Origin of the sequence: Acidimangrovimonas pyrenivorans, assembly GCF_042643245.1 — a bacterium.
Taxonomy (GTDB): domain Bacteria; phylum Pseudomonadota; class Alphaproteobacteria; order Rhodobacterales; family Rhodobacteraceae; genus Acidimangrovimonas; species Acidimangrovimonas pyrenivorans.
In genome coordinates this window covers 1,207,016-1,224,688 of record NZ_JBHRSK010000004.1, presented here as the reverse complement: position 1 = coordinate 1,224,688, position 17,673 = coordinate 1,207,016, and the positions used below count along the sequence as shown (strand labels likewise).

Genomic DNA, 17,673 nt, shown 5'->3' with positions numbered 1-17,673 from the left:
ATATCCCGGGGGAGTCGCCCCCGGGGCGACGGGGGCAGCGCCCCCTCTTACAGGCTCAGCTCCTCGGGCAGTTCCCCGCCAACCGCCGCCTTGACCGCTGCATGGGTGTCGAGGTCGCGGACCCATTCGTAATAGAGGCTCTTGACCGTGCCGACGATCACCCCGGCCGCGCTCAGCCGCGCCAGCCCGGCGGCATGGGCGGGGCCGGGGGCGCCGCAGCCATCCGCGGCCACGGCGACGGTCCAGCCGAGGCCCGCCAGACCGAGCGCCGACTGGGCGACACAGACATCGGTCTCGAGCCCGACCAGCACCGCCTGGTCGCGCCCGGTGGCCTGCAGCGCGCTCAGGATCCCGGCCTCGCCGGCCAGGCCGAAGACGCGCTTGTCATGGACCGGGGTCCCGGGCGGCAGTTCGGCCAGAACCGGGGCGACCGGCGGGCCGTTGGCGGGCAGGTCCTCGCCCATCGCGATCACGGGGAGCTCCAGCGCCCGCGCCACCCGCATCAGCCAGGCGATCCGGGCCACCAGCGGCGCGCGCTCGGCCGGCTCCAGCTTGTCGAGAAATCCGTCCTGCACGTCGATCACCGCCAGCACCGAGCGGGCCCGGTCGATCATCAAATCCGCCATCGCTCTTCTCCTCCGCCGTCCCGGTCCAGCAATATCCGGGCGGGGCCGGGAAGGTAAGGGGCCGGGCAGGGAGGCGGCGGTTCCGGCGAGGCCGGCGCCGGGGGTTTTCCACCCCCGGACCCCCGGAGGATATTTCCAAGCAGAAAGTGAGAGGCGCGCGGAAAGGGGGGCGGGGGCGTGTCAGTCCGGGCGCAGCGCCCGCACCGCCTCCTCGACCGAGAGGAAGACGTGATCCGCGCCGAGCTGCGCGACGAGGCCGGTGCGCGCCGCTTGGGCGGCGGCTTCTGTGCTTTCCAGCCGGGCCAGGGCCAGCGCGATGCCGGCGGCGCGCCAGTCGGCGATCGCCTGCTGCAGCAGCGACGAGCCGGTGAAGTCGATGTTGATGACGCCGCTGGCCTCGATCACCACCAGTTGCGGGCGTTTGCGCCGGATCGCGGCGCCGAGCCGGCCCAGCAGGTAGCGCGCGTTGATGAAGTTGAGCGGCGCGCCGAGGGCGAAGACCAGCACGCCCGGCTCCTGCTCGGCCGGGGCGCCGGGCGGGCGCGACCACCAGATCGTGGTGCCGGGCACCCGGGCCAGCTCGGTGCAGGGCGGCCGGGCGATGGTGTAGATCGCGTGCATCAGCGACAGCACGATCGCCAGCCCGACCCCCGACATCACCGGCAGCACGGCGACCAGCGCCGTGGTGGCGAGGGCGAGGACCAGCTCGCTCGGGCTCTTGCGGCCGATCCGGGCCAGGGTGGCGGGCCGGATCAGCCGCAGCCCGATCACCAGCAGCACGCCGTTCAGCCCGGCGCGCGGCACATGGGCGATGGCGCCGGCCGCCAGTGCCGCCAGTCCGAGCGCCAGCGCCACCGCGATCAGCGCCGACCACTGGCTGCGCGCGCCCTCGGCCTCTGCGATCGCGGTGCGCGGCGGGCTGGCATTGACGGCGAAGCTGCCCAGCAGCCCGGCCAGCAGGCTGCCGGCGCCGATGGCGGCGAAGTCGCGGCCGGGATCGGCGGGCACCGCCTGGCTGTCGGGAAAGCTCTGCAGCACCGCGGCGCTCTGCATCATCACCACCAGCGCCACGATCAGGGCGAGCGGCAGCAGCACCGCCAGCGCCTCCATGTCCGGCAGTTCCCAATGCCCGGCCCAGGGGCCGCCGCCGAGGCTGGCCAGGCTGAGCGGGTCGAGCATCGGGATGGCGGTCGCCCCCAGCGCCCAGGCGGCGCCGGCGCTGGCCGCCAGCGCGATCAGTGGCCCGGGCAGGCGCGGGGCCAGCCGGTCGATCGCCAGCGCCAGCGCCGCGACGCCGAAGCCGAGCACCATCGTCTCGGGCCGGGCGGCGGCGAGATCGCGCGCCAGGACGCCCAGCTTCCGGGTCAGCTCGCCCGCCGGCACCGGCAGACCGAGGATCTGCGGCAGGGCGCCGGCGATGATATGCAGCGCGATCCCGGCCATGAAGCCCGTCGTCACCGGGATCGACAGCAGGTCGGCGACCCAGCCCAGCCGCAGCGGCCGGGCGAGGACCAGGACCGCCCCGACCATCAGCGCCAGCATCGCGGCGAGGGCGGCATAGGCCGGGCTGCCGGTGACGGCGAGCGTCGCCAGACCGGCGGCCATGATCGGGGCGATGGTCGAATCGGCGCCGACCGACAGCGTCCGGTGGGTGCCGAAGGCGGCGAAGGCGAGCGTGCCGGCGAGGAAGGCGACCAGCCCGGCGGCCGGCGGCAGACCCATCAGCCGGGCGGTCGCCAGCTGCTCGGGCAGGGCGATCGCGGCCAGGCTCAGCGCCGCCAGCGCCTCGCGCGGCACGTGGGCGCGGCCCGGCGCGCGCAGGGCGGCGAAGAGCGGTGCCGGCGCCCTAGCCACGGTCCGCGCCCGCCCTGCCGCCGGCATTCACAACCTTGCACATCGCCTTGCCTTTTCTGGTGAAATTCGCATTCTTGGCCCGTGTCGTCGTCGCCTCAGACTAGCGCCGCGGCGGCCGCGGCGACAAGCGGCGTCGGATGCCGCAAGGGCAGTTTCCGCAACCTCTGGTTCAGGCGCGGCAAAAGCGGTTATCCTGCAACTTGAATGAAAGGGAGGGGTCCGGATGCGCATCACCGTCAACGGAACGGCCCACGAGGTGGATGTCGAGGACGACATGCCGCTGCTCTGGGTGCTGCGCGACGTGCTCGGCATCCACGGCGTCAAATACGGCTGCGGCATCGCCCAATGCGGCGCCTGCACCGTGCTTTTGGGCGACGAGGCGGTGCGCGCCTGCCAGACTTTCGTGTCGGATGTCGACCGGCCGGTGACGACGATCGAGGGGCTGGGCACGCCGGACGCGCCGCATGCCGTGCAACAGGCCTGGATCGACGCCCAGGTGGCGCAATGCGGCTATTGCCAGTCGGGGCAGATCGTCTCGGCGGTGGCGCTGCTGCGGGCCAACCCGGCGCCGAGCGATGCCGAGATCGACGATGCGATGTCGGGCAACCTGTGCCGCTGCGGCAGCTATCCGCGCATCCGCGCCGCGGTGAAGGCGGCGGCCAAGATGTTGCAGGAGGGTTGAGATGTCGCGTGCCGGAAAGATCGCCCGCCGCAGCTTCCTGATCGGCTCGGCCGCCATTGCCGGCGGCGTCGCCTTCGGCATCTGGCGCTATCGCGACACCGGGCCGAACCCGCTGCTGGCCGAGCTGCCCGAGGGCGGCGCGGCGCTGACCCCGTATGTCATGATCGACGGCGAGGGCGTCACCGTCATCGCCCCGCGGGCCGAGATGGGGCAGGGGGTGCAGTCGGCGCTGGCGATGCTGGTGGCGGAAGAGCTCGACCTGCCCTGGGATCAGGTCAAGATCGACCATGGCCCGCCGGCGGTGGTCTATTACAACGGCGCGGTGGTGGCCGAGGGGCTGCCTTTCGCCTCGACCGACCAGGGCATCCTCGCCCGCAATGCTCGCGCCTTCGGCGATGTCGTGTCCAAGTTCATGTCGCTGCAGCTCACCGGTGGTTCGTCGTCGATGGTCGACGGCTTCGACAAGATGCGCAAGGCCGGCGCGGCGGCGCGCGCGGTGCTGATCGAGGCGGCGGCGAAGCAGGCCGGGGTGCCGGCCAAGGGGCTGAAGACCGAGGGTGGCGCCGTGGTCCTGCCCGATGGCACGCGCAAACCCTATACCGCGCTGGCCGCGGCCTGCGCCGGGATCGCGCCGCCGGCCGACCCGCCGCTGAAGCCGCGCCAGGACTGGACCCTAATCGGCAAGCCGGTCCAGCGCCGCGACATGGTGGCGAAATGCACCGGCACGGCCCGCTACGGCATCGACATGGCACTGCCGGGCATGGTCTACGCCACGGTCCGCACCAGCCCGCGCTTCGGCGCCGGGATCAAGCGGCTGGACACGAAAAAGGCCGAGGCCGCGCGCGGCGTGAAGATGGTGGTGCCGGTCGAGGACGGCTTCGGCGTCATCGCCGACAACACCTGGCGCGCCTTCCAGGCCGCCGACCTGGTCGAGGTCGAGTGGGAGCCCGCGCCCTATGCCGCCGACAGCGCGGCGCTGTTCAAGCAGGTCGCGGCCTCGTTCACCGAGGCCCGGCGCGACAGCCGGTTCAAGGACGCGGGCGATGTCGACACCGCCCTCGCCGGGGCGGATGTGGTCGAGGCCGAATACCGCATTCCCTTCCTCGCCCATGCCCCGCTGGAACCGATGAACGCGACGGTCAAGCTGGGCAAGGACCGGCTCGACATCTGGGTCGGCACCCAGATCCCGCTGCAGGTGGTGGCCAGCGCCGCCGCGCTCTCCGGCCTGTCGGGCGACAATATCCACGTTCATGTCCTGCCGATCGGCGGCAGTTTTGGCCGCCGGCTCGAGGACGACTACATCCGCCAGGCGGTCGAGGTCGCCCAGTCGGTGCCGGGCGTGCCGGTCAAGATGACCTGGCAGCGCGAAGAGGACATGACGCATGACTTCTGCCGGCCGCTGGCGATGGCGCGCGGCCGCGGCGCCGTGGCCGGCGGCAAGGTGACGGCGCTCGACCTCGGCATCGCCGCGCCCTCGGTGACGGCGTCGCAGATGGGCCGGCTGGGCATTCCCGCCGCCGGGCCCGACACCGCCATCGTCGCCGGCGCCTGGGACCAGCCCTTCGCCATCCCGGCCTATCGCGTCTCGGGCTACCGCGTGCCCGACATGCCGCCGGTCAGTTCCTGGCGCTCGGTCGGGGCCTCGGGCAACGGCTTCTTCCACGAGAGCTTCCTCGACGAGCTGATCCACGCCGCCGGGGCCGACCCGCTGGCCGAGCGGCTGCGGCTGGTCACCGACCCGGCCAGCCGCGCGGTGCTCGAGGCGGTGGGGAAGATGTCGGGCTGGGGTGCGACGCTGCCGAAGGGCAAGGGCAGGGGGCTGGCCTTCACCCTGTCCTTCGGCGTGCCGGCGGCGGAGGTGGTCGAGGTGACCGACACGCCCGACGGCATCCGCATCGACAAGGTCTGGGTCGCGGCCGAGGTCGGCGCCGTCATCGACCCGGTGAATATCGAGGCGCAGATGACGGGTGGCGTCGTCTGGGGGCTGGGCCATGCCATGGGCGCCGAGATCACCTTCGCCGGTGGCGAGATCGAGCAGACCAATTTCGACAGCTACCCGGCGATGCGACTGCGGCAATGCCCGGTGATCGAGGCGAAGGCGTTGCAGACATCGGACAAGCTGCGCGGCATCGGCGAACCGGCGGTGCCACCGGCGGCGCCGGCGCTGGCCAACGCGATCTTCGCCGCCACCGGCAAGCGCATCCGGCAGCTGCCGCTGAACCGCGAGGTGACCTTCCTGTGACCCGGCTGGCGGCCGACCCGAAGAGCGATGAAGAGTAGCACGATGGCGCCGACAAACACGCCTGATACCCCGTCCATGACCGAGATCGCCGGCTTTGCCCTCCTGGCCGGCGTGCCCGAGGCCTCGCTGCGGCGCTTCGCGGCCGATCTCAAGCCGCTGACCGTCGCCCCCGGCCAGGTGGTGATCGAGCAGGGCGAGCTGTCGCGCGAGGTCTATTTCGTCTTTTCCGGCCGGCTGCTCGGGCTGTTGCTGTCGCCCGAGGGCCGCGAGGTCGCCTTCAGCGATCTCGGCCCTGGCCGCTATTTCGGCGAGATCGCGGCGCTGGACGGCCAGCCGCGCTCGCTGACCATCTCGGCGGTGACGCAAAGCCGGCTGGGCCGGCTGGAGGCCGAGACCTTCCGCGACTGGATGGTGCGCGAACCGGTGATCGGCCAGAACCTCGCCCTGACCCTGGCCGAGCGCAACCGGGTTCTGTCGGAACGGATCTTCGGCCTTGTCGTCCACGATGTCGACAAGCGGGTGCGCATCCTGCTGTCGCGGCTGGCCCAGGCGCGGGGCGAATTGCGCCCGGGCGGCCGGCTCAAGCCGGCGCCGACGCGGGACCAGATGGCCACCTATGTCGGCGCCAATCGCGAGGCGGTCAGCCGCGCCATCGCCCGGCTGTCGGCCGAGGGCATCATCGAGACCGGGCGCCAGAGCGTCACCTTCCGCGATATCCAGGCCCTGCTCGACGGGCTCTAGATCGGCGGGGCGCTGGTCGGTATCCCGTTGCATGCCGACAAGGCGCGGAAAACGCAGCATTTTTTCTTTGCGCTGGCGGGAATTGCGGCTAGGGTCCGGGCGAAACCCCTTGCGCGGTGACCATCCGGATGAGCCCGATCGAAGACCACCCGTTGCGCTATGCGCTGGCCAATGAGCTGCACGCGCGGCCGTTCCCCTCGCTCGAGGCGCCGTGCCATGCCGTCTATGTCGCCATCAAGCAGCCCGTCGATGCCGCCAATCGCGACCGCGCCGCCGATCACGCCCATCTGGTCGCGCTGCTGAAGCGTCACGGTGCGACGCCGCCGCCCGAGGATGCCAACCACTACTCGGGCCAGATCGGCCGCCACCTGCTGAAATGGGAAAGCCATACCGAGTTCGTCACCTACTCGGCCTTCACGCCGGGGCTGGGCAAGCGGCCCTTCGACCCGGCCGAGACCGAGGTCTTCCCCGAGGACTGGCTGGCCGAGGCGCCGGGCCGGCGGCTGACCGCGGTGCAGATCCGGGTCGATTTCCTGCCCGAGGAGCCGGCCGAGCTGTCGCCGCTCTTTGCCGAGTGGTTCGTGCCCGAAAGCATGGCCTGCGCCTGGGTGCTGGACGGGGCGGCGGTGATCGCCGGCGATTTCCGCATCGACAGCAACGGCCAGATGCGTTTCGCCGTCTTCGTCCGTCGCGGCATCAGCGCCCGCCGCATCGGCCGCATCGTCCAGCGGCTGTGCGAGATCGAGACCTACAAGACGATGTCGATGCTGGGGCTGAACCGGGCCCGGCGGCTGACCGACCGGCTCAACGCGCTCGACCCGCAGCTGGCCGAGATGGTCAGCGCCATGACCTCCGACAGCCGCTCGGCCGAGGAGACGCTGCACGCGCTGCTGGGTATCTCCTCGGAACTCGAGGAACTGGCGGTGCAGACCGCCTTCCGCTTCGGCGCCACCGGCGCCTACGAGGCGATCGTGATGCAGCGCATCGGGGTGCTGCGCGAGGCCCGGTTCGAGGGCCGGCAGACCTTCACCGAGTTCATGATGCGGCGCTACGACCCGGCGATGCGGACGGTGAAATCCGCCGAGACCCGGCTGCGCACCATGCTCGAACGCGCCGCCCGGGCGGCCGAACTGCTGCGCACGAGGGTCGATGTCGAACGCTCGGCGCAGAACCAGAAGCTGCTCGAAAGCATGGACCGCCGCGCCGACCTGCAATTGCGGCTGCAGCACACGGTCGAGGGGCTGTCGGTGGTCGCGATCAGCTATTACGCGGTCAACCTGGCGACCTATGTCGCCTATCCGTTCACCGAGCACCTCGGCATCAGCAAGGGCATGACCTCGGCGGTGCTGACCCCGGTGGTGGTGTTGATCATGTGGCTTGCGCTGCGGCGGATCCGGAAGGGGATGCACTGAGCAACCGGTCGGTGGCCTTGGCCCCGGCGGCGATCGCGGCGAGCGCCAGCAGGGCGGACAGGCCCAGCGTCGGCACCCCGGCCAGCCCGGCGCCGATGGTGCAGCCGCCGGCCAGGACCCCGCCGACGCCCATCAGCGCCGCGCCGGCCAGATAGCGCCCGGTATCGCGCGGGGAGGCGAAGCTCTGCCAGCGGAAGCTGCGTGCGGTGAGCGACGCGCCGAGCGCGCCCAGCAGCACGCCACCGATCAGCCCGGTGCCAAAGCCGGCCGGGATCGAGGTCGCCGCGATGGTCCAGAACAGTGCGTCGGCCGAGGGCGCGGTGAAGGACAGGCTTTCCAGCGCGATCGGGTCGAAGTCGTCGTAGAGGAGGAAGCCGGTGCCGACCCAGGCCAGCGGCACCAGCAGGCCGATGGCGGCCCCCATCGCCAGCGTGCCGGGCCGGGCGCCCGAGCGCAGGGCGACGACCAGCAGGGCGAAGGCCAGGAAGCCGGTCCACGGCAGGGCGCCGCCGGGCAGGGCGGCCAAGGAGGTATTGTCGCCCAGCGGCACGGTCAGGCCGCCCAGGACCACGCGCAGCGGCGCCAGCACGCCCTTCAGCGTCGCATGGGCGATGACGGCGAAGACCAGGATCACGGTTGCGGCCCGCAGGTTGCCGGTGCCGGCCAGCACGGTCAGCCGCGAGGCGCAGCCGCGGCTCAGCACCATGCCGGCGCCGAACAGCAGCCCGCCGCCCAGCACCGCCGCCAGCGGCAGGTCGGCGGCGAGGAAGCGGTGATCGGAAAAAGAGATCAGGCCAGCGCCGACCGCCGCCTGCGTGCCGATCAGCGCCACGGCCAGCGCCAGAGCCCAGACCCCGAGCGCCGCCCGCCGTTCCCCGGCCGGGCCGACAAGGCCCCGGCGCAGGCAGAATCGGCTGCGCTCGGCCAGAGCGCCATAGGCAAGGCCGATGAGCAGGCCGAGGATGGCGCTGGCCTGAACCGGGGTGAGGGCCTGAAAACCGAGGGATTCGAACATGGCACGGCTCCGAATTGGAATTTCTTCCTGATTGGCGCCCGAATTCGTGTATTTCAATATTTCGGAGGGTGGAGAGGCGGCGGCTCGTTGGGACAATGTTCCGGAAACCGGAAACTCGCCCGAACACCCGCCCGCGAAACGGAAGCGGCCGCGATCCCCGGTCGTCCCGAGGCGTCGCGGCCGCTCTGGCGTTCTTATTTGCCGGTCGCGCTCAGCGGCCCCGGATGCGCGGGTCGAGCGCGTCGCGCAGGCCGTCGCCGATATAGTTGACGCTCAGCACGGCGAGCGAGATGGCGATGCCGGGCCAGAACACGCGGGCCGGGTAGTCCTGCAGGTAGTCGACGCCGTCGAACAGCAGACGGCCCCAGGTCGGGAAGTCCGGCGGGAAGCCGAGGCCGAGGAAGGACAGCGCGGATTCGGTAATGATCGCGTTGGCGATGCCCAGCGTCGCGGCGACCATGATCGGGCTCATCACGTTGGGCAGGATGTGGCGCAGGATCATCCGCCGCGACGGCGTGCCGATCGACTTGGCAGCGAGGACGAACTCGCGCTCCTTCAGCGCCAGCACCTCGCCGCGGACGATCCGGGCCGAGGGCATCCAGCTGGTGATGCCGATGGCCGAGACGATCAGCATGAAGATGCCGGTATTGACGCCGAACTGGGTCGCCAGGGTCTGGCGGAACAGCATCACCATGACCAGGAGCAGCGGCAAGAGCGGCAACGCCAGGAACAGGTCGGTCAGCCGCATCAGCGCCCCGTCGAGGCGGCGGAAATAGCCCGAGACGACGCCGATCAGGGTGCCGAGGAAGACCGAGATGATCATCGCCGTCATGCCGACCGCGATCGACACCCGGCCGCCGGCCATCATCCGCGCCAGCAGGTCGCGGCCGAGCTGGTCGGTGCCCAGCGGGTGGGCCAGCGACATGCCGCTGTTGCGGGCGAGGATATCGATATAGGTCGGGTCGATGGTCCAGACGTAAGGTCCGAACAGCACGATGATCAGCACCAGCCCGAAGATCGAGGCGCCGACAAGCGCGCCCTTGTGGGTCTTGAACTGGTCCCAGACATCCCACCACTGGTTGCGCGGCGGGCGCATGGCGGCGGCCGGCGCGGCGGCGATGGCGGGGGACGGATCGCCTTCGGTCAGGGTCTCGGCGACAAGGGCCTCGGCGACGTCGTGCGGCTCGGTCGGATCGTTGGGATCAGTCATAGCGAATTCTCGGGTCGAGGATGCCGTAGAGGACGTCGGCGATCAGGTTGAACAGCACGATCAGCACGGCAAAGATGAAGGTCAGCGTCTGCACCATCGGCAGGTCGTTGGCGTAGATCGCGGTGATCAGCAGCTGGCCGATGCCGTTCACCTTGAAGATCTGTTCGGTGATGATGGCGCCGCCGAAGATGCCCGGCACGCCGAGGGCGATCACGGTGATCACCGGGATCATCGAGTTGCGCAGCACGTGCACGAGGACGACGACCGCCTCGCTCATGCCCTTGGCGCGGGCGGTGCGGACGTAGTCCTGGCCCAGGTTGTCGAGCATCGACGAGCGCATGTAGCGGCTGATCTGGGCGGTGGTCTGCAGCGCCAGCACCATCACCGGCATGATCATCTGCTGCAGCTGGGCGACGAAGGCGGACCAGCTGTCCACCTTGAGCGTGGTGTCGTAGATCGACGGGAACCAGTGCAGCTTGACCGCGAAGATGACGATCACCAGCACGCCCGAGAAGAAGGGCGGCACCGAGTAGCCGATCATCGACACGAAGGTGCCGACCTGGTCGAAGACCGAGTATTGGCGGTAGGCCGAGACGATGCCGATCGGCAGCGCGATCAGCACGCCGATGACATAGGCCAGGCCGACGACCCACAGGGTCTGCGGCAGGCGCTGGGTGATGATGTCGGCCACCGGCGACCGGGTCTGCCACGAGATCACCCGCTGCATGCCGTCCGACATGTGGGTGCCGAACCAGCCGTCCAACATGTGCAGCGGTTCGACCATGAAGAACTGTTTCAGCCACAGCCCGTACTGGACGATCAGCGGTTTGTTGGCCCCCAGCGCCTCGCGCATCTTCTCCTTGACCTCGGGCGGCACCGTCAGCGGGATCTGTGCCATCGGGTCGCCGGGGGCGAGCTTGAGCAGCGAGAAGATGATCAGACTGATGAACAAAAGCGTCGGTATCGCGATGAGCAGCCTTCGGATCGTGTAGTTGAGCATGCGCGGCGCCTTTGTTCAGCGGTCTTGATTGATTGCGGTTCGGATCGGGCGCGGTTCGGATCAGGTTCGAACCGGCGGGGAGGGGGCGCATCCCGGCACGGGCCGGGATGCGCGATTGCCTTTACTTGATGCGGTACCAGTTGGCCGCGTCCCAGAGCTCGCTGTCCCAGGTGTTCATCACGTGACCACCCAGCGAGTTGGCCTGACCCGACACCCGGCCGCGGTCGACCAGCGGCAGGATGGAGAAGCTGTCGACGGTCAGCATGTTGTTGAGCTTCTTGGCGATCTCGCCGCGCTTGGCCAGGTCGCCGGTCTTGCTCAGCTCCTTCAGCAGCGCGTCGTAGTCCGGGTTGCAGTAGCGGACCATGTTGGTGCCCTGCCATTGCGTCTCCGGACGCGGAGCCTTGTCGCAGGCATATTGCGCCAGGTAGGTCTCCGGATCGGTGCCGTCGAAGTTGTTGGCGTACATTTCCACGTCCGCGTAGAACTTCTGGAACGTGTCCGGGCTGCCCGGGTCGCCGCCGAAGAAGACCGAGGCGTCGATGTTCTTCAGCTCGGTGTCGACGCCGATCTGCTTCCACCACTGCTTGATCAGCGACTGGAAGTCCTGGCGCACGGCGTTGGTCGAGGTCTGGTAGACCAGGTGCAGCTTGACGCCGTCCTTGACGCGGATGCCGTCCGGGCCCGGCTTCCAGCCGGCCTCGTCGAGCAGCTTCTTGGCGCCCTCGATGTCCTGCTTCATGCAGCTGGTGTTGTTGGCGGCGTAGTTCTTCGGCGCCGGGACCAGGTCGCAGGTCGGCTTGCCGGCTTCGCCGTAGCCGATCTTGACCAGCAGCGGCCGGTCGATCGCCATCGACAGCGCCTCGCGCACCGCCTTGTCCTTGAGGATCGGGTTCGGATGCTTGGCGGTCGACCGCTCGTCGGCCGGCAGGTTCGGCGAGGCGTCGGTCATGTTCAGCATCAGGCGCTCGACCAGCGAGCCGAAGCCGGCGACGATGTGGCCCTTGCCGCCCTTGACCATGTTGGCCAGGACGTCGGGGGCCAGCTGCAGGTTCCAGGCGTAGTCGTATTCGCCGGTTTCCAGCACCGCGCGCGCGGCCGAGGCGGCATCCCCGCCGCCCTTGAAGGTCAGCGTCGCGAAGGCCGGCTTGTTCGGGTCGCGGTAGTTCGGGTTGGCCTTCATCTGGATCACGTCGTTCGGCTTGAACTCGGTGACGACGAAGGGACCGGTGCCGATCGGGCCGAAGTTGGCATCGGTGCAGGTCGGGGCCTTGGCGCCGAGGCAGTTCTCGAACTGCTTGGCCTGGATGATCGGCGACTGACCGCCGACGAAGGGCCCGTAGGGCACCGGCTTGGGCTCGTTGAACTCGACCTTGACGGTCAGGTCGTCAACCGCCTTGACGTCCTTGACGCCGTCGAATTTCTGCAGCTCGGCGCAGCCGCCGGCCGGGTCGGTGCAGTATTTCCAGGTGAAGACCACGTCCTTCGAGGTCACCGGCGAGCCGTCCGACCATTTCAGGCCCTGCTTCAGCTTCCAGGTGATCGAGGTCAGGTCCTTCGACACGCCGCCATTGGCCACGGTCGGCACGCTTTCGGCCAGGTAGGGGACGAGGTTGCCGTCCTGGTCGTAGCGGGCGAGCGGCTCGATGACGAGCGAGGCGGACTCGATGTCCTTGGTGCCGCTCGACAGGTAGGGGTTCAGGATCGATGGGGCCTGCCAGTAGATGATGTTGACATGGCCGTCATCGCCGCGACCGGCGAAGGCCGCGGGCGCCAATACGGCCGCAGCGGCAGCGCCCAGAAGGGCTGTCTTGAGTCTCATGCTTCCTCTCCTTGTTGGATGTGCTCTTTTCGGGCCTCGGACGCGCCGGTTGCCCCGGCGTTCTGGCTGTTGGACTGGTAAAGGTGGCAGGCGACGTAATGGCCCGGTGCGACCTCCTCGAAGGTCGGCTCGACCGAATGGCAGATCTCCATCACCTTGGGACAGCGGGTGCAGAAGTTGCAGCCCTTGGGCGGGTTGGCCGGAGACGGCACGTCGCCCTTGAGGATGATCCGCTCGCGCTCGCTTTCCAGCGTCGGGTCGGGATCGGGCACCGCCGAAAGCAGCGCCTCGGTATAGGGGTGTTTCGGCCGCGCGTAGAGCGCCTCGCGCGGGGCCAGCTCGGCCATCTGGCCGAGATACATCACCGCGACCCGGTCGGCGATATGGCGCACCATCGACAGGTCGTGGCTGATGAACAGATAGGTCAGCCCGAGCCGTTCCTGCAGTTCCTCCAGCAGGTTGACCACCTGGGCCTGGATCGAGACGTCCAGCGCCGCGATCGGCTCGTCGCAGACGATGAACTTGGGATTGAGGGCCAGGGCGCGGGCGATGCCGATGCGCTGGCGCTGCCCGCCCGAGAACTCGTGCGGGTAGCGGTTGGCGAAGGCGCGGTTGAGCCCGACCTGGTCCATCAGCTCGTAGATCCGTTCGAGCTTTTCCTTCTTCGACAGCTTGGTGTGCTCGTCCAGCGGCTCGCCGATGATCGAGGCGACGGTCATCCGCGGATTGAGGCTGGCCTGCGGGTCCTGGAACACCATCTGCATGGTCGGCCGCATCTTGCGCAGCGCCTCGCGGTCGGCCTTGGCGATCTCCTTGCCGTCGATCTTCACGATGCCGTCGGTGACCTCGTAGAGCCGCAGAATGGCGCGGCCGCAGGTCGACTTGCCACAGCCCGATTCGCCGACGAGCCCCAGGGTCTCGCCCTCGAAGATGTGGAAGCTGACGTTGTCGACCGCCTTCACGTCGCCGACCTTGCGGCGCAGCACGCCGGCATGGATCGGGAAATACATCTTCAGGCCGCTGACCTCGACCAGCTTGCGCGGCGTGTTCGATGCGTCAAGCATTGTGGGGCTCCCCGCTGGCGGCATCCCAGAAACAGGCGACATCATGGCCCTGAGCGACGTCGCGGCGGCGCGGGTTCTCGCGGGCGCAGCGATCGAAGGCATGGGGGCAGCGGTCGCGGAAGGAACAGGCGCTGGGCTCTGCCATCAGGATCGGCGGCTGGCCCTCGATCACGCTCAGCTTCGGGTCGCGCTCGCCATGCACCTTCGGCACGGTCTTGAGCAGCGCCCGCGTGTAGGGATGCTGCGGATCGGCGAACAGCTCGCGCGCCGGCGCCTGCTCGACCACCTGGCCGCCATACATCACCATCACCCGGTCGGCGATGCCTGCGATGACGCCGAGATCGTGGGTGATCCAGACGATCGCCATGCCCAGCTTCTGGCGCAGCTCCTTCACCAGCTCGAGGATCTGGGCCTGGATGGTGACGTCGAGCGCCGTCGTCGGCTCGTCCGCGATCAGCACCTGCGGGTCGCAGGCCAGGGCGATGGCGATCATCACCCGCTGCCGCATCCCGCCCGAGAACTGGTGCGGATAGTCGCCCAGTCGGCGCGCGGCGTCGGGAATGCCGACCAGCTCGAGCAGCTCGGCCGCCCGCTTGCGCGCGGCCTTCTTGTCCATCCCCATATGCTTGCGCAGCGGTTCCATCAGCTGGAAGCCGACGGTGAAGACCGGGTTGAGGCTGGTCATCGGGTCCTGGAAGATGAAGCCGATGCGGGCGCCGCGGATCGCGCGCAGCGCGTCCTCGTCGCATTGCAGCAGGTCCTGGCCCTCGAAATTCACCTGGCCGCCGCAGACATCGGCGGGCGGCGAGGGCAACAGGCCGATCAGCGACATCATCGTCACCGATTTGCCCGAGCCGCTCTCGCCGACGACGCCCAGAAGCTCGCCGGGTTTCAGATCGAAGCTGACGGAATTGACCGCGTGGACCTTGCCGCCGCGAGTCGTGAAAACGGTCTTCAGGTCCTTGACGTCAAGGACTGGCAGCGCCCCGTCGGGCATGTAGTGCTCCCCAACCTATTGGTTTTCTTATCGTTATCCGGCGCCGGAGTGGCTCTGCCGTGATCGCTACATGGCCAGTGATAACAAATTCTGCGGGGGCGGCAAGAACCTTTCTGGCGCTTTTTTATGCGCTAACATCGGTTGCGTAAGGATAGGGCAGGTGTCTTGACCTTTGCCCAAGCTGGTCGCAGGCTGCCAATCACCGCCAGCACAGGAGAGACCCAGATGGCCGCCCGCCTGACCGCCCGAGAGCTGCTTGACAAGCTCGTGTCCTTTCCAACCGTCAGCCGCGACAGCAACCTGCCGCTGCTCGACTGGGTCGAGGAATATCTCGCCGGATACGGCATCGCGGCGCACCGGGTCTACAACGCCGACGGCACCAAGGCGAACCTCTATGCCAATGTCGGGCCCGAAGTCGAAGGCGGGGTGGTGCTGTCGGGCCATACCGACGTGGTGCCGGTCGACGGCCAGGAATGGGACACCGACCCGTTCACCGTGACCGAGCGCGACGGCAAGCTCTACGGCCGCGGCACCTGCGACATGAAGGGATTCGACGCGCTGGCGCTGGCCGCGGTGCCGATGGCGCTGGAGGCCGGGATCAAGCGGCCGTTGCAGATCGCGTTCAGCTATGACGAGGAACTGGGCTGCGTCGGCGCGCCGTCGATGATCGCCGAGATGGCGCAGCGCCTGCCGCGCGCCGCCGCCGTCGTCGTCGGCGAGCCGTCGATGATGAAGGCGGTGTCGGGCCATAAGGGCGGCTTCGGCTTCGCCACCCATGTCCGCGGCTTCGAGGTCCATTCCTCGATCCTGCATACCGGGGTCAGCGCGATCATGGAGGCGGCCAAGCTGATCGACTGGGCCAACCAGGTCAACGACGAGAACCGGGCCAAGCAGCCGGGGCCGCTGGCGGCGATGTTCGATCCGCCCTGGACGACGGCGCATATCGGCATGATCTCGGGCGGGACGGCGAACAACATCACCGCCAAGGACTGCCATTTCAGCATGGATTTCCGCGTCGTGCCCGGCGACGACATGGAGGCGTTCAAGGCCGCCTACAAGGCCAAGGTCGCCGAGGTCGAGGCCGAGATGAAGAAGCTCCGCCCCGAGGCCGGCATCACCCTGACCGAACGTTTCGGCGTCCCGGCGCTGAAGCCCGAGGAGGACGGCGCTTCGGAACGGCTGGTGCGCCAGCTGACCGGCGACAACGAGACCCATGTCGTCAGCTACGGCACCGAGGCCGGCCAGTTCCAGCAGGGCGGCTATTCCGCCATCGTCTGCGGCCCGGGCGACATCGCCCAGGCGCACCAGCCCAACGAGTTCCTCGAGCTGTCCCAGCTCGAGGCCGGCGAGGACTTCATGCGCCGGCTCGTCGCCCATCTCGCGGCCTGAGCCGATGCAGTTCCCGTTCACCGCCGAGGGGGCGCCGGAACACGCCCCGACGCTGCCCGAGGCCACCGACGTCGTGGTGATCGGCGGCGGCGTGATGGGGATCATGACGGCGTGGTTCCTGCGCGCCAAGGGGCTGCGCGCCGTGGTCTGCGAGAAGGGCCGGGTGGCGGCCGAGCAGAGCTCGCGCAACTGGGGCTGGGTGCGCCAGCAGGGCCGTGATCCGGCCGAGCTGCCGATCATGATCGAGGCCAACCGGATCTGGCAGCACCTTTCGGCCGAGATCGGCGAGGATCTGGGCTTTCGCCGGACCGGCGTGCTCTACCTGGCCAACAAGCCCGGCGACATCGCCGGGTTCGAGGCCTGGCAGGGCATCGCGAAGACCCACGGACTGGATACGAAACTGCTCAGCCGGGCCGAGACCCTGGCGATGATGCCGGGGGCTTCCGACGATTGGCCGGGCGGCTGTGCCGGCGGGCTGTGGACGGCGAGCGACGGCCGGGCCGAGCCCTGGATCGCGGTGCCGGCGCTGGCGCGGGCGCTGGTCGAACGCGGCGGCGTGGTGGCCGAGCACTGCGCGGTGCGGGCGCTGGACATCGCCGCCGGCAAGGTCGCCGGGGTGGTGACCGAGCGCGGCCGGATCGCCTGCGACGCGGTGGTGCTGGCCGGCGGGGCGTGGTCGTCGCTGTTGCTGCGCAACCATGGCGTCGAGATCCCCCAGCTCTCGGTGATCTCGAGCGCGGCGGCGACCCAGCCCTTGCCCGAGCATTTCCTCGGCGGCGCGGCCGACGGAACTTTCGCCTTCCGGCGCCGACTCGACGGCGGCTACACCATCGCGCCGGGCGATTTCCACGAATCCTACATCGGCCCCGACGCCTTCCGCCGCCTGCCCAAGTTCATTCCCCAGCTGAAGAAGGACCCGTTCGGCTCGCGCTACCTGCCGGCCGCGCCGAAGGGCTTCCCCGATGCCTGGGGCACGCCGCGCAAGTGGGCGGCCGACGCTGAGTCGCCCTTCGAGGCGATGCGGGTGCTGAACCCGCGTCCCAACATGACCGCGCTGGCCAAGGTCCAGAACGCCTTCGCCCGCGCCTTCCCGGCGATGGGCCGGCCGGTGCTGGCGCGTGCCTGGGCCGGGATGATCGACACCATGCCCGACGTCGTGCCGGTGGTCGACCACGTCCCGGCGCTGCCCGGCCTCGTCGTCGCGACGGGGCTGAGCGGCCACGGCTTCGGCATCGGCCCGGGGCTGGGCCGGGTGGTGGCCGACATGGTCTCGGGCGGGGCGCCGGGCCACGACATGCGCCGCTTCCGCTTCACCCGCTTCAGCGACGGCTCGAAGATCGAGATCGGCCCGACGCTGTGACGGCGGCCGGGGGCAGGGGGCGTCTGCCCCCTCCTTGCGCTTTACGCCCCGGGGCTCCGCCCGTTCGCAGGCGAAACGCTCCGCTGGAGCGTTTCCGGGAAGCCTGCTCCCCCCGGGGATATTTGAACGCGGGTGAAAGGGGGAATTGGTGCAATGGTTTGTGCCCGGCGGGGCTTGCGGCCGGATTTGAAACCGGTAACGATCCGGGCGTTCGCGCCCTTGGCGGCGCAGATCAGACACATCTCACCGACCCGTTGAG

At 69.4% G+C, this 17,673-nt stretch carries 14 protein-coding genes; 6 read left to right on the top strand and 8 right to left on the bottom strand.

Annotation, left to right across the window (positions count from 1 at the left end; translation table 11 throughout):
• Positions 1-47: 47 nt before the first annotated feature.
• Both ACFOES_RS08825 and ACFOES_RS08820 read right to left on the bottom strand, forming a co-directional pair.
• Complete coding sequence (locus ACFOES_RS08825) at positions 48-626, bottom strand: isochorismatase family protein (RefSeq protein ID WP_377832870.1); 579 nt, start codon at positions 624-626, stop codon at positions 48-50.
• Positions 627-806: 180 nt separating this feature from the next.
• Positions 807-2,480 (bottom strand): SulP family inorganic anion transporter, encoded by a 1,674-nt coding sequence (locus tag ACFOES_RS08820; protein WP_377832869.1) that lies wholly within the window; start codon positions 2,478-2,480, stop codon positions 807-809.
• A gap of 223 nt (positions 2,481-2,703) precedes the next feature.
• On the opposite strand from ACFOES_RS08820, the gene ACFOES_RS08815 reads away from it, so the two are divergent.
• From ACFOES_RS08815 to ACFOES_RS08800, 4 genes are all read left to right on the top strand, one after another.
• Entirely contained in the window at positions 2,704-3,162 is a 459-nt protein-coding gene (locus ACFOES_RS08815; RefSeq protein WP_377832868.1) for a (2Fe-2S)-binding protein, read from the top strand.
• Position 3,163: 1 nt separating this feature from the next.
• Positions 3,164-5,404, top strand: coding sequence for a xanthine dehydrogenase family protein molybdopterin-binding subunit (locus tag ACFOES_RS08810; RefSeq protein ID WP_377832867.1), 2,241 nt, complete (start codon positions 3,164-3,166; stop codon positions 5,402-5,404).
• Between the two features lie 75 nt (positions 5,405-5,479).
• Positions 5,480-6,145, top strand: a complete 666-nt coding sequence (locus ACFOES_RS08805; RefSeq protein ID WP_377832866.1) for a Crp/Fnr family transcriptional regulator — start codon at positions 5,480-5,482, stop codon at positions 6,143-6,145.
• A gap of 128 nt (positions 6,146-6,273) precedes the next feature.
• Positions 6,274-7,557: a DUF3422 family protein gene (locus tag ACFOES_RS08800; RefSeq protein WP_377832865.1), complete on the top strand. Its 1,284-nt coding sequence runs from the start codon at positions 6,274-6,276 to the stop codon at positions 7,555-7,557.
• Here the strand turns inward: ACFOES_RS08800 and ACFOES_RS08795 are convergent.
• The 6 genes from ACFOES_RS08795 to ACFOES_RS08770 all read right to left on the bottom strand — a co-directional run bounded on the left by ACFOES_RS08795 (position 7,514) and on the right by ACFOES_RS08770 (position 14,665).
• On the bottom strand, positions 7,514-8,572 hold the full coding sequence (locus ACFOES_RS08795) for a YeeE/YedE family protein (RefSeq protein WP_377832864.1): 1,059 nt from the start codon (positions 8,570-8,572) through the stop codon (positions 7,514-7,516). The two genes, ACFOES_RS08800 and ACFOES_RS08795, sit on opposite strands and share 44 nt — an antisense overlap.
• Positions 8,573-8,783: 211 nt before the next feature.
• On the bottom strand, positions 8,784-9,668 hold the full coding sequence (locus tag ACFOES_RS08790; protein ID WP_377833019.1) for an ABC transporter permease: 885 nt from the start codon (positions 9,666-9,668) through the stop codon (positions 8,784-8,786).
• A 106-nt stretch (positions 9,669-9,774) separates the two neighbouring features.
• Positions 9,775-10,782: an ABC transporter permease gene (locus tag ACFOES_RS08785; RefSeq protein ID WP_377832863.1), complete on the bottom strand. Its 1,008-nt coding sequence runs from the start codon at positions 10,780-10,782 to the stop codon at positions 9,775-9,777.
• A 121-nt stretch (positions 10,783-10,903) separates the two neighbouring features.
• Positions 10,904-12,604, bottom strand: coding sequence for a peptide ABC transporter substrate-binding protein (locus ACFOES_RS08780; RefSeq protein WP_377832862.1), 1,701 nt, complete (start codon positions 12,602-12,604; stop codon positions 10,904-10,906).
• Positions 12,601-13,668, bottom strand: a complete 1,068-nt coding sequence (locus ACFOES_RS08775) for an ABC transporter ATP-binding protein (RefSeq protein WP_377832861.1) — start codon at positions 13,666-13,668, stop codon at positions 12,601-12,603. Before ACFOES_RS08775 ends, ACFOES_RS08780 begins: the two co-directional genes overlap by 4 nt.
• Positions 13,661-14,665, bottom strand: a complete 1,005-nt coding sequence (locus tag ACFOES_RS08770) for an ABC transporter ATP-binding protein (protein ID WP_377832860.1) — start codon at positions 14,663-14,665, stop codon at positions 13,661-13,663. Before ACFOES_RS08770 ends, ACFOES_RS08775 begins: the two co-directional genes overlap by 8 nt.
• Positions 14,666-14,890: 225 nt before the next feature.
• Between ACFOES_RS08770 and argE the strand changes: the two genes are divergently transcribed.
• Both argE and ACFOES_RS08760 read left to right on the top strand, forming a co-directional pair.
• Positions 14,891-16,054, top strand: coding sequence for an acetylornithine deacetylase (argE, locus tag ACFOES_RS08765; protein WP_377832859.1), 1,164 nt, complete (start codon positions 14,891-14,893; stop codon positions 16,052-16,054).
• Positions 16,055-16,058: 4 nt separating this feature from the next.
• Positions 16,059-17,414: an NAD(P)/FAD-dependent oxidoreductase gene (locus ACFOES_RS08760; RefSeq protein ID WP_377832858.1), complete on the top strand. Its 1,356-nt coding sequence runs from the start codon at positions 16,059-16,061 to the stop codon at positions 17,412-17,414.
• Positions 17,415-17,673: the final 259 nt, after the last annotated feature.

Excerpts from the sequence above, each read along its gene's own strand:
- ACFOES_RS08760 (WP_377832858.1), top strand. The coding sequence starts at position 16,059 with ATGCAGTTCCCGTTCACCGCCGAGGGGGCGCCGGAACACGCCCCGACG.
- ACFOES_RS08775 (WP_377832861.1), bottom strand. The coding sequence starts at position 13,668 with ATGCTTGACGCATCGAACACGCCGCGCAAGCTGGTCGAGGTCAGCGGC.
- ACFOES_RS08780 (WP_377832862.1), bottom strand. The coding sequence starts at position 12,604 with ATGAGACTCAAGACAGCCCTTCTGGGCGCTGCCGCTGCGGCCGTATTG.
- ACFOES_RS08810 (WP_377832867.1), top strand. The coding sequence starts at position 3,164 with ATGTCGCGTGCCGGAAAGATCGCCCGCCGCAGCTTCCTGATCGGCTCG.
- argE (WP_377832859.1), top strand. The coding sequence starts at position 14,891 with ATGGCCGCCCGCCTGACCGCCCGAGAGCTGCTTGACAAGCTCGTGTCC.
- ACFOES_RS08785 (WP_377832863.1), bottom strand. The coding sequence starts at position 10,782 with ATGCTCAACTACACGATCCGAAGGCTGCTCATCGCGATACCGACGCTT.
- ACFOES_RS08815 (WP_377832868.1), top strand. The coding sequence starts at position 2,704 with ATGCGCATCACCGTCAACGGAACGGCCCACGAGGTGGATGTCGAGGAC.
- ACFOES_RS08825 (WP_377832870.1), bottom strand. The coding sequence starts at position 626 with ATGGCGGATTTGATGATCGACCGGGCCCGCTCGGTGCTGGCGGTGATC.
- ACFOES_RS08795 (WP_377832864.1), bottom strand. The coding sequence starts at position 8,572 with ATGTTCGAATCCCTCGGTTTTCAGGCCCTCACCCCGGTTCAGGCCAGC.
- ACFOES_RS08790 (WP_377833019.1), bottom strand. The coding sequence starts at position 9,668 with ATGCGCCCGCCGCGCAACCAGTGGTGGGATGTCTGGGACCAGTTCAAG.
- ACFOES_RS08770 (WP_377832860.1), bottom strand. The coding sequence starts at position 14,665 with ATGCCCGACGGGGCGCTGCCAGTCCTTGACGTCAAGGACCTGAAGACC.
- ACFOES_RS08805 (WP_377832866.1), top strand. The coding sequence starts at position 5,480 with ATGACCGAGATCGCCGGCTTTGCCCTCCTGGCCGGCGTGCCCGAGGCC.
- ACFOES_RS08800 (WP_377832865.1), top strand. The coding sequence starts at position 6,274 with ATGAGCCCGATCGAAGACCACCCGTTGCGCTATGCGCTGGCCAATGAG.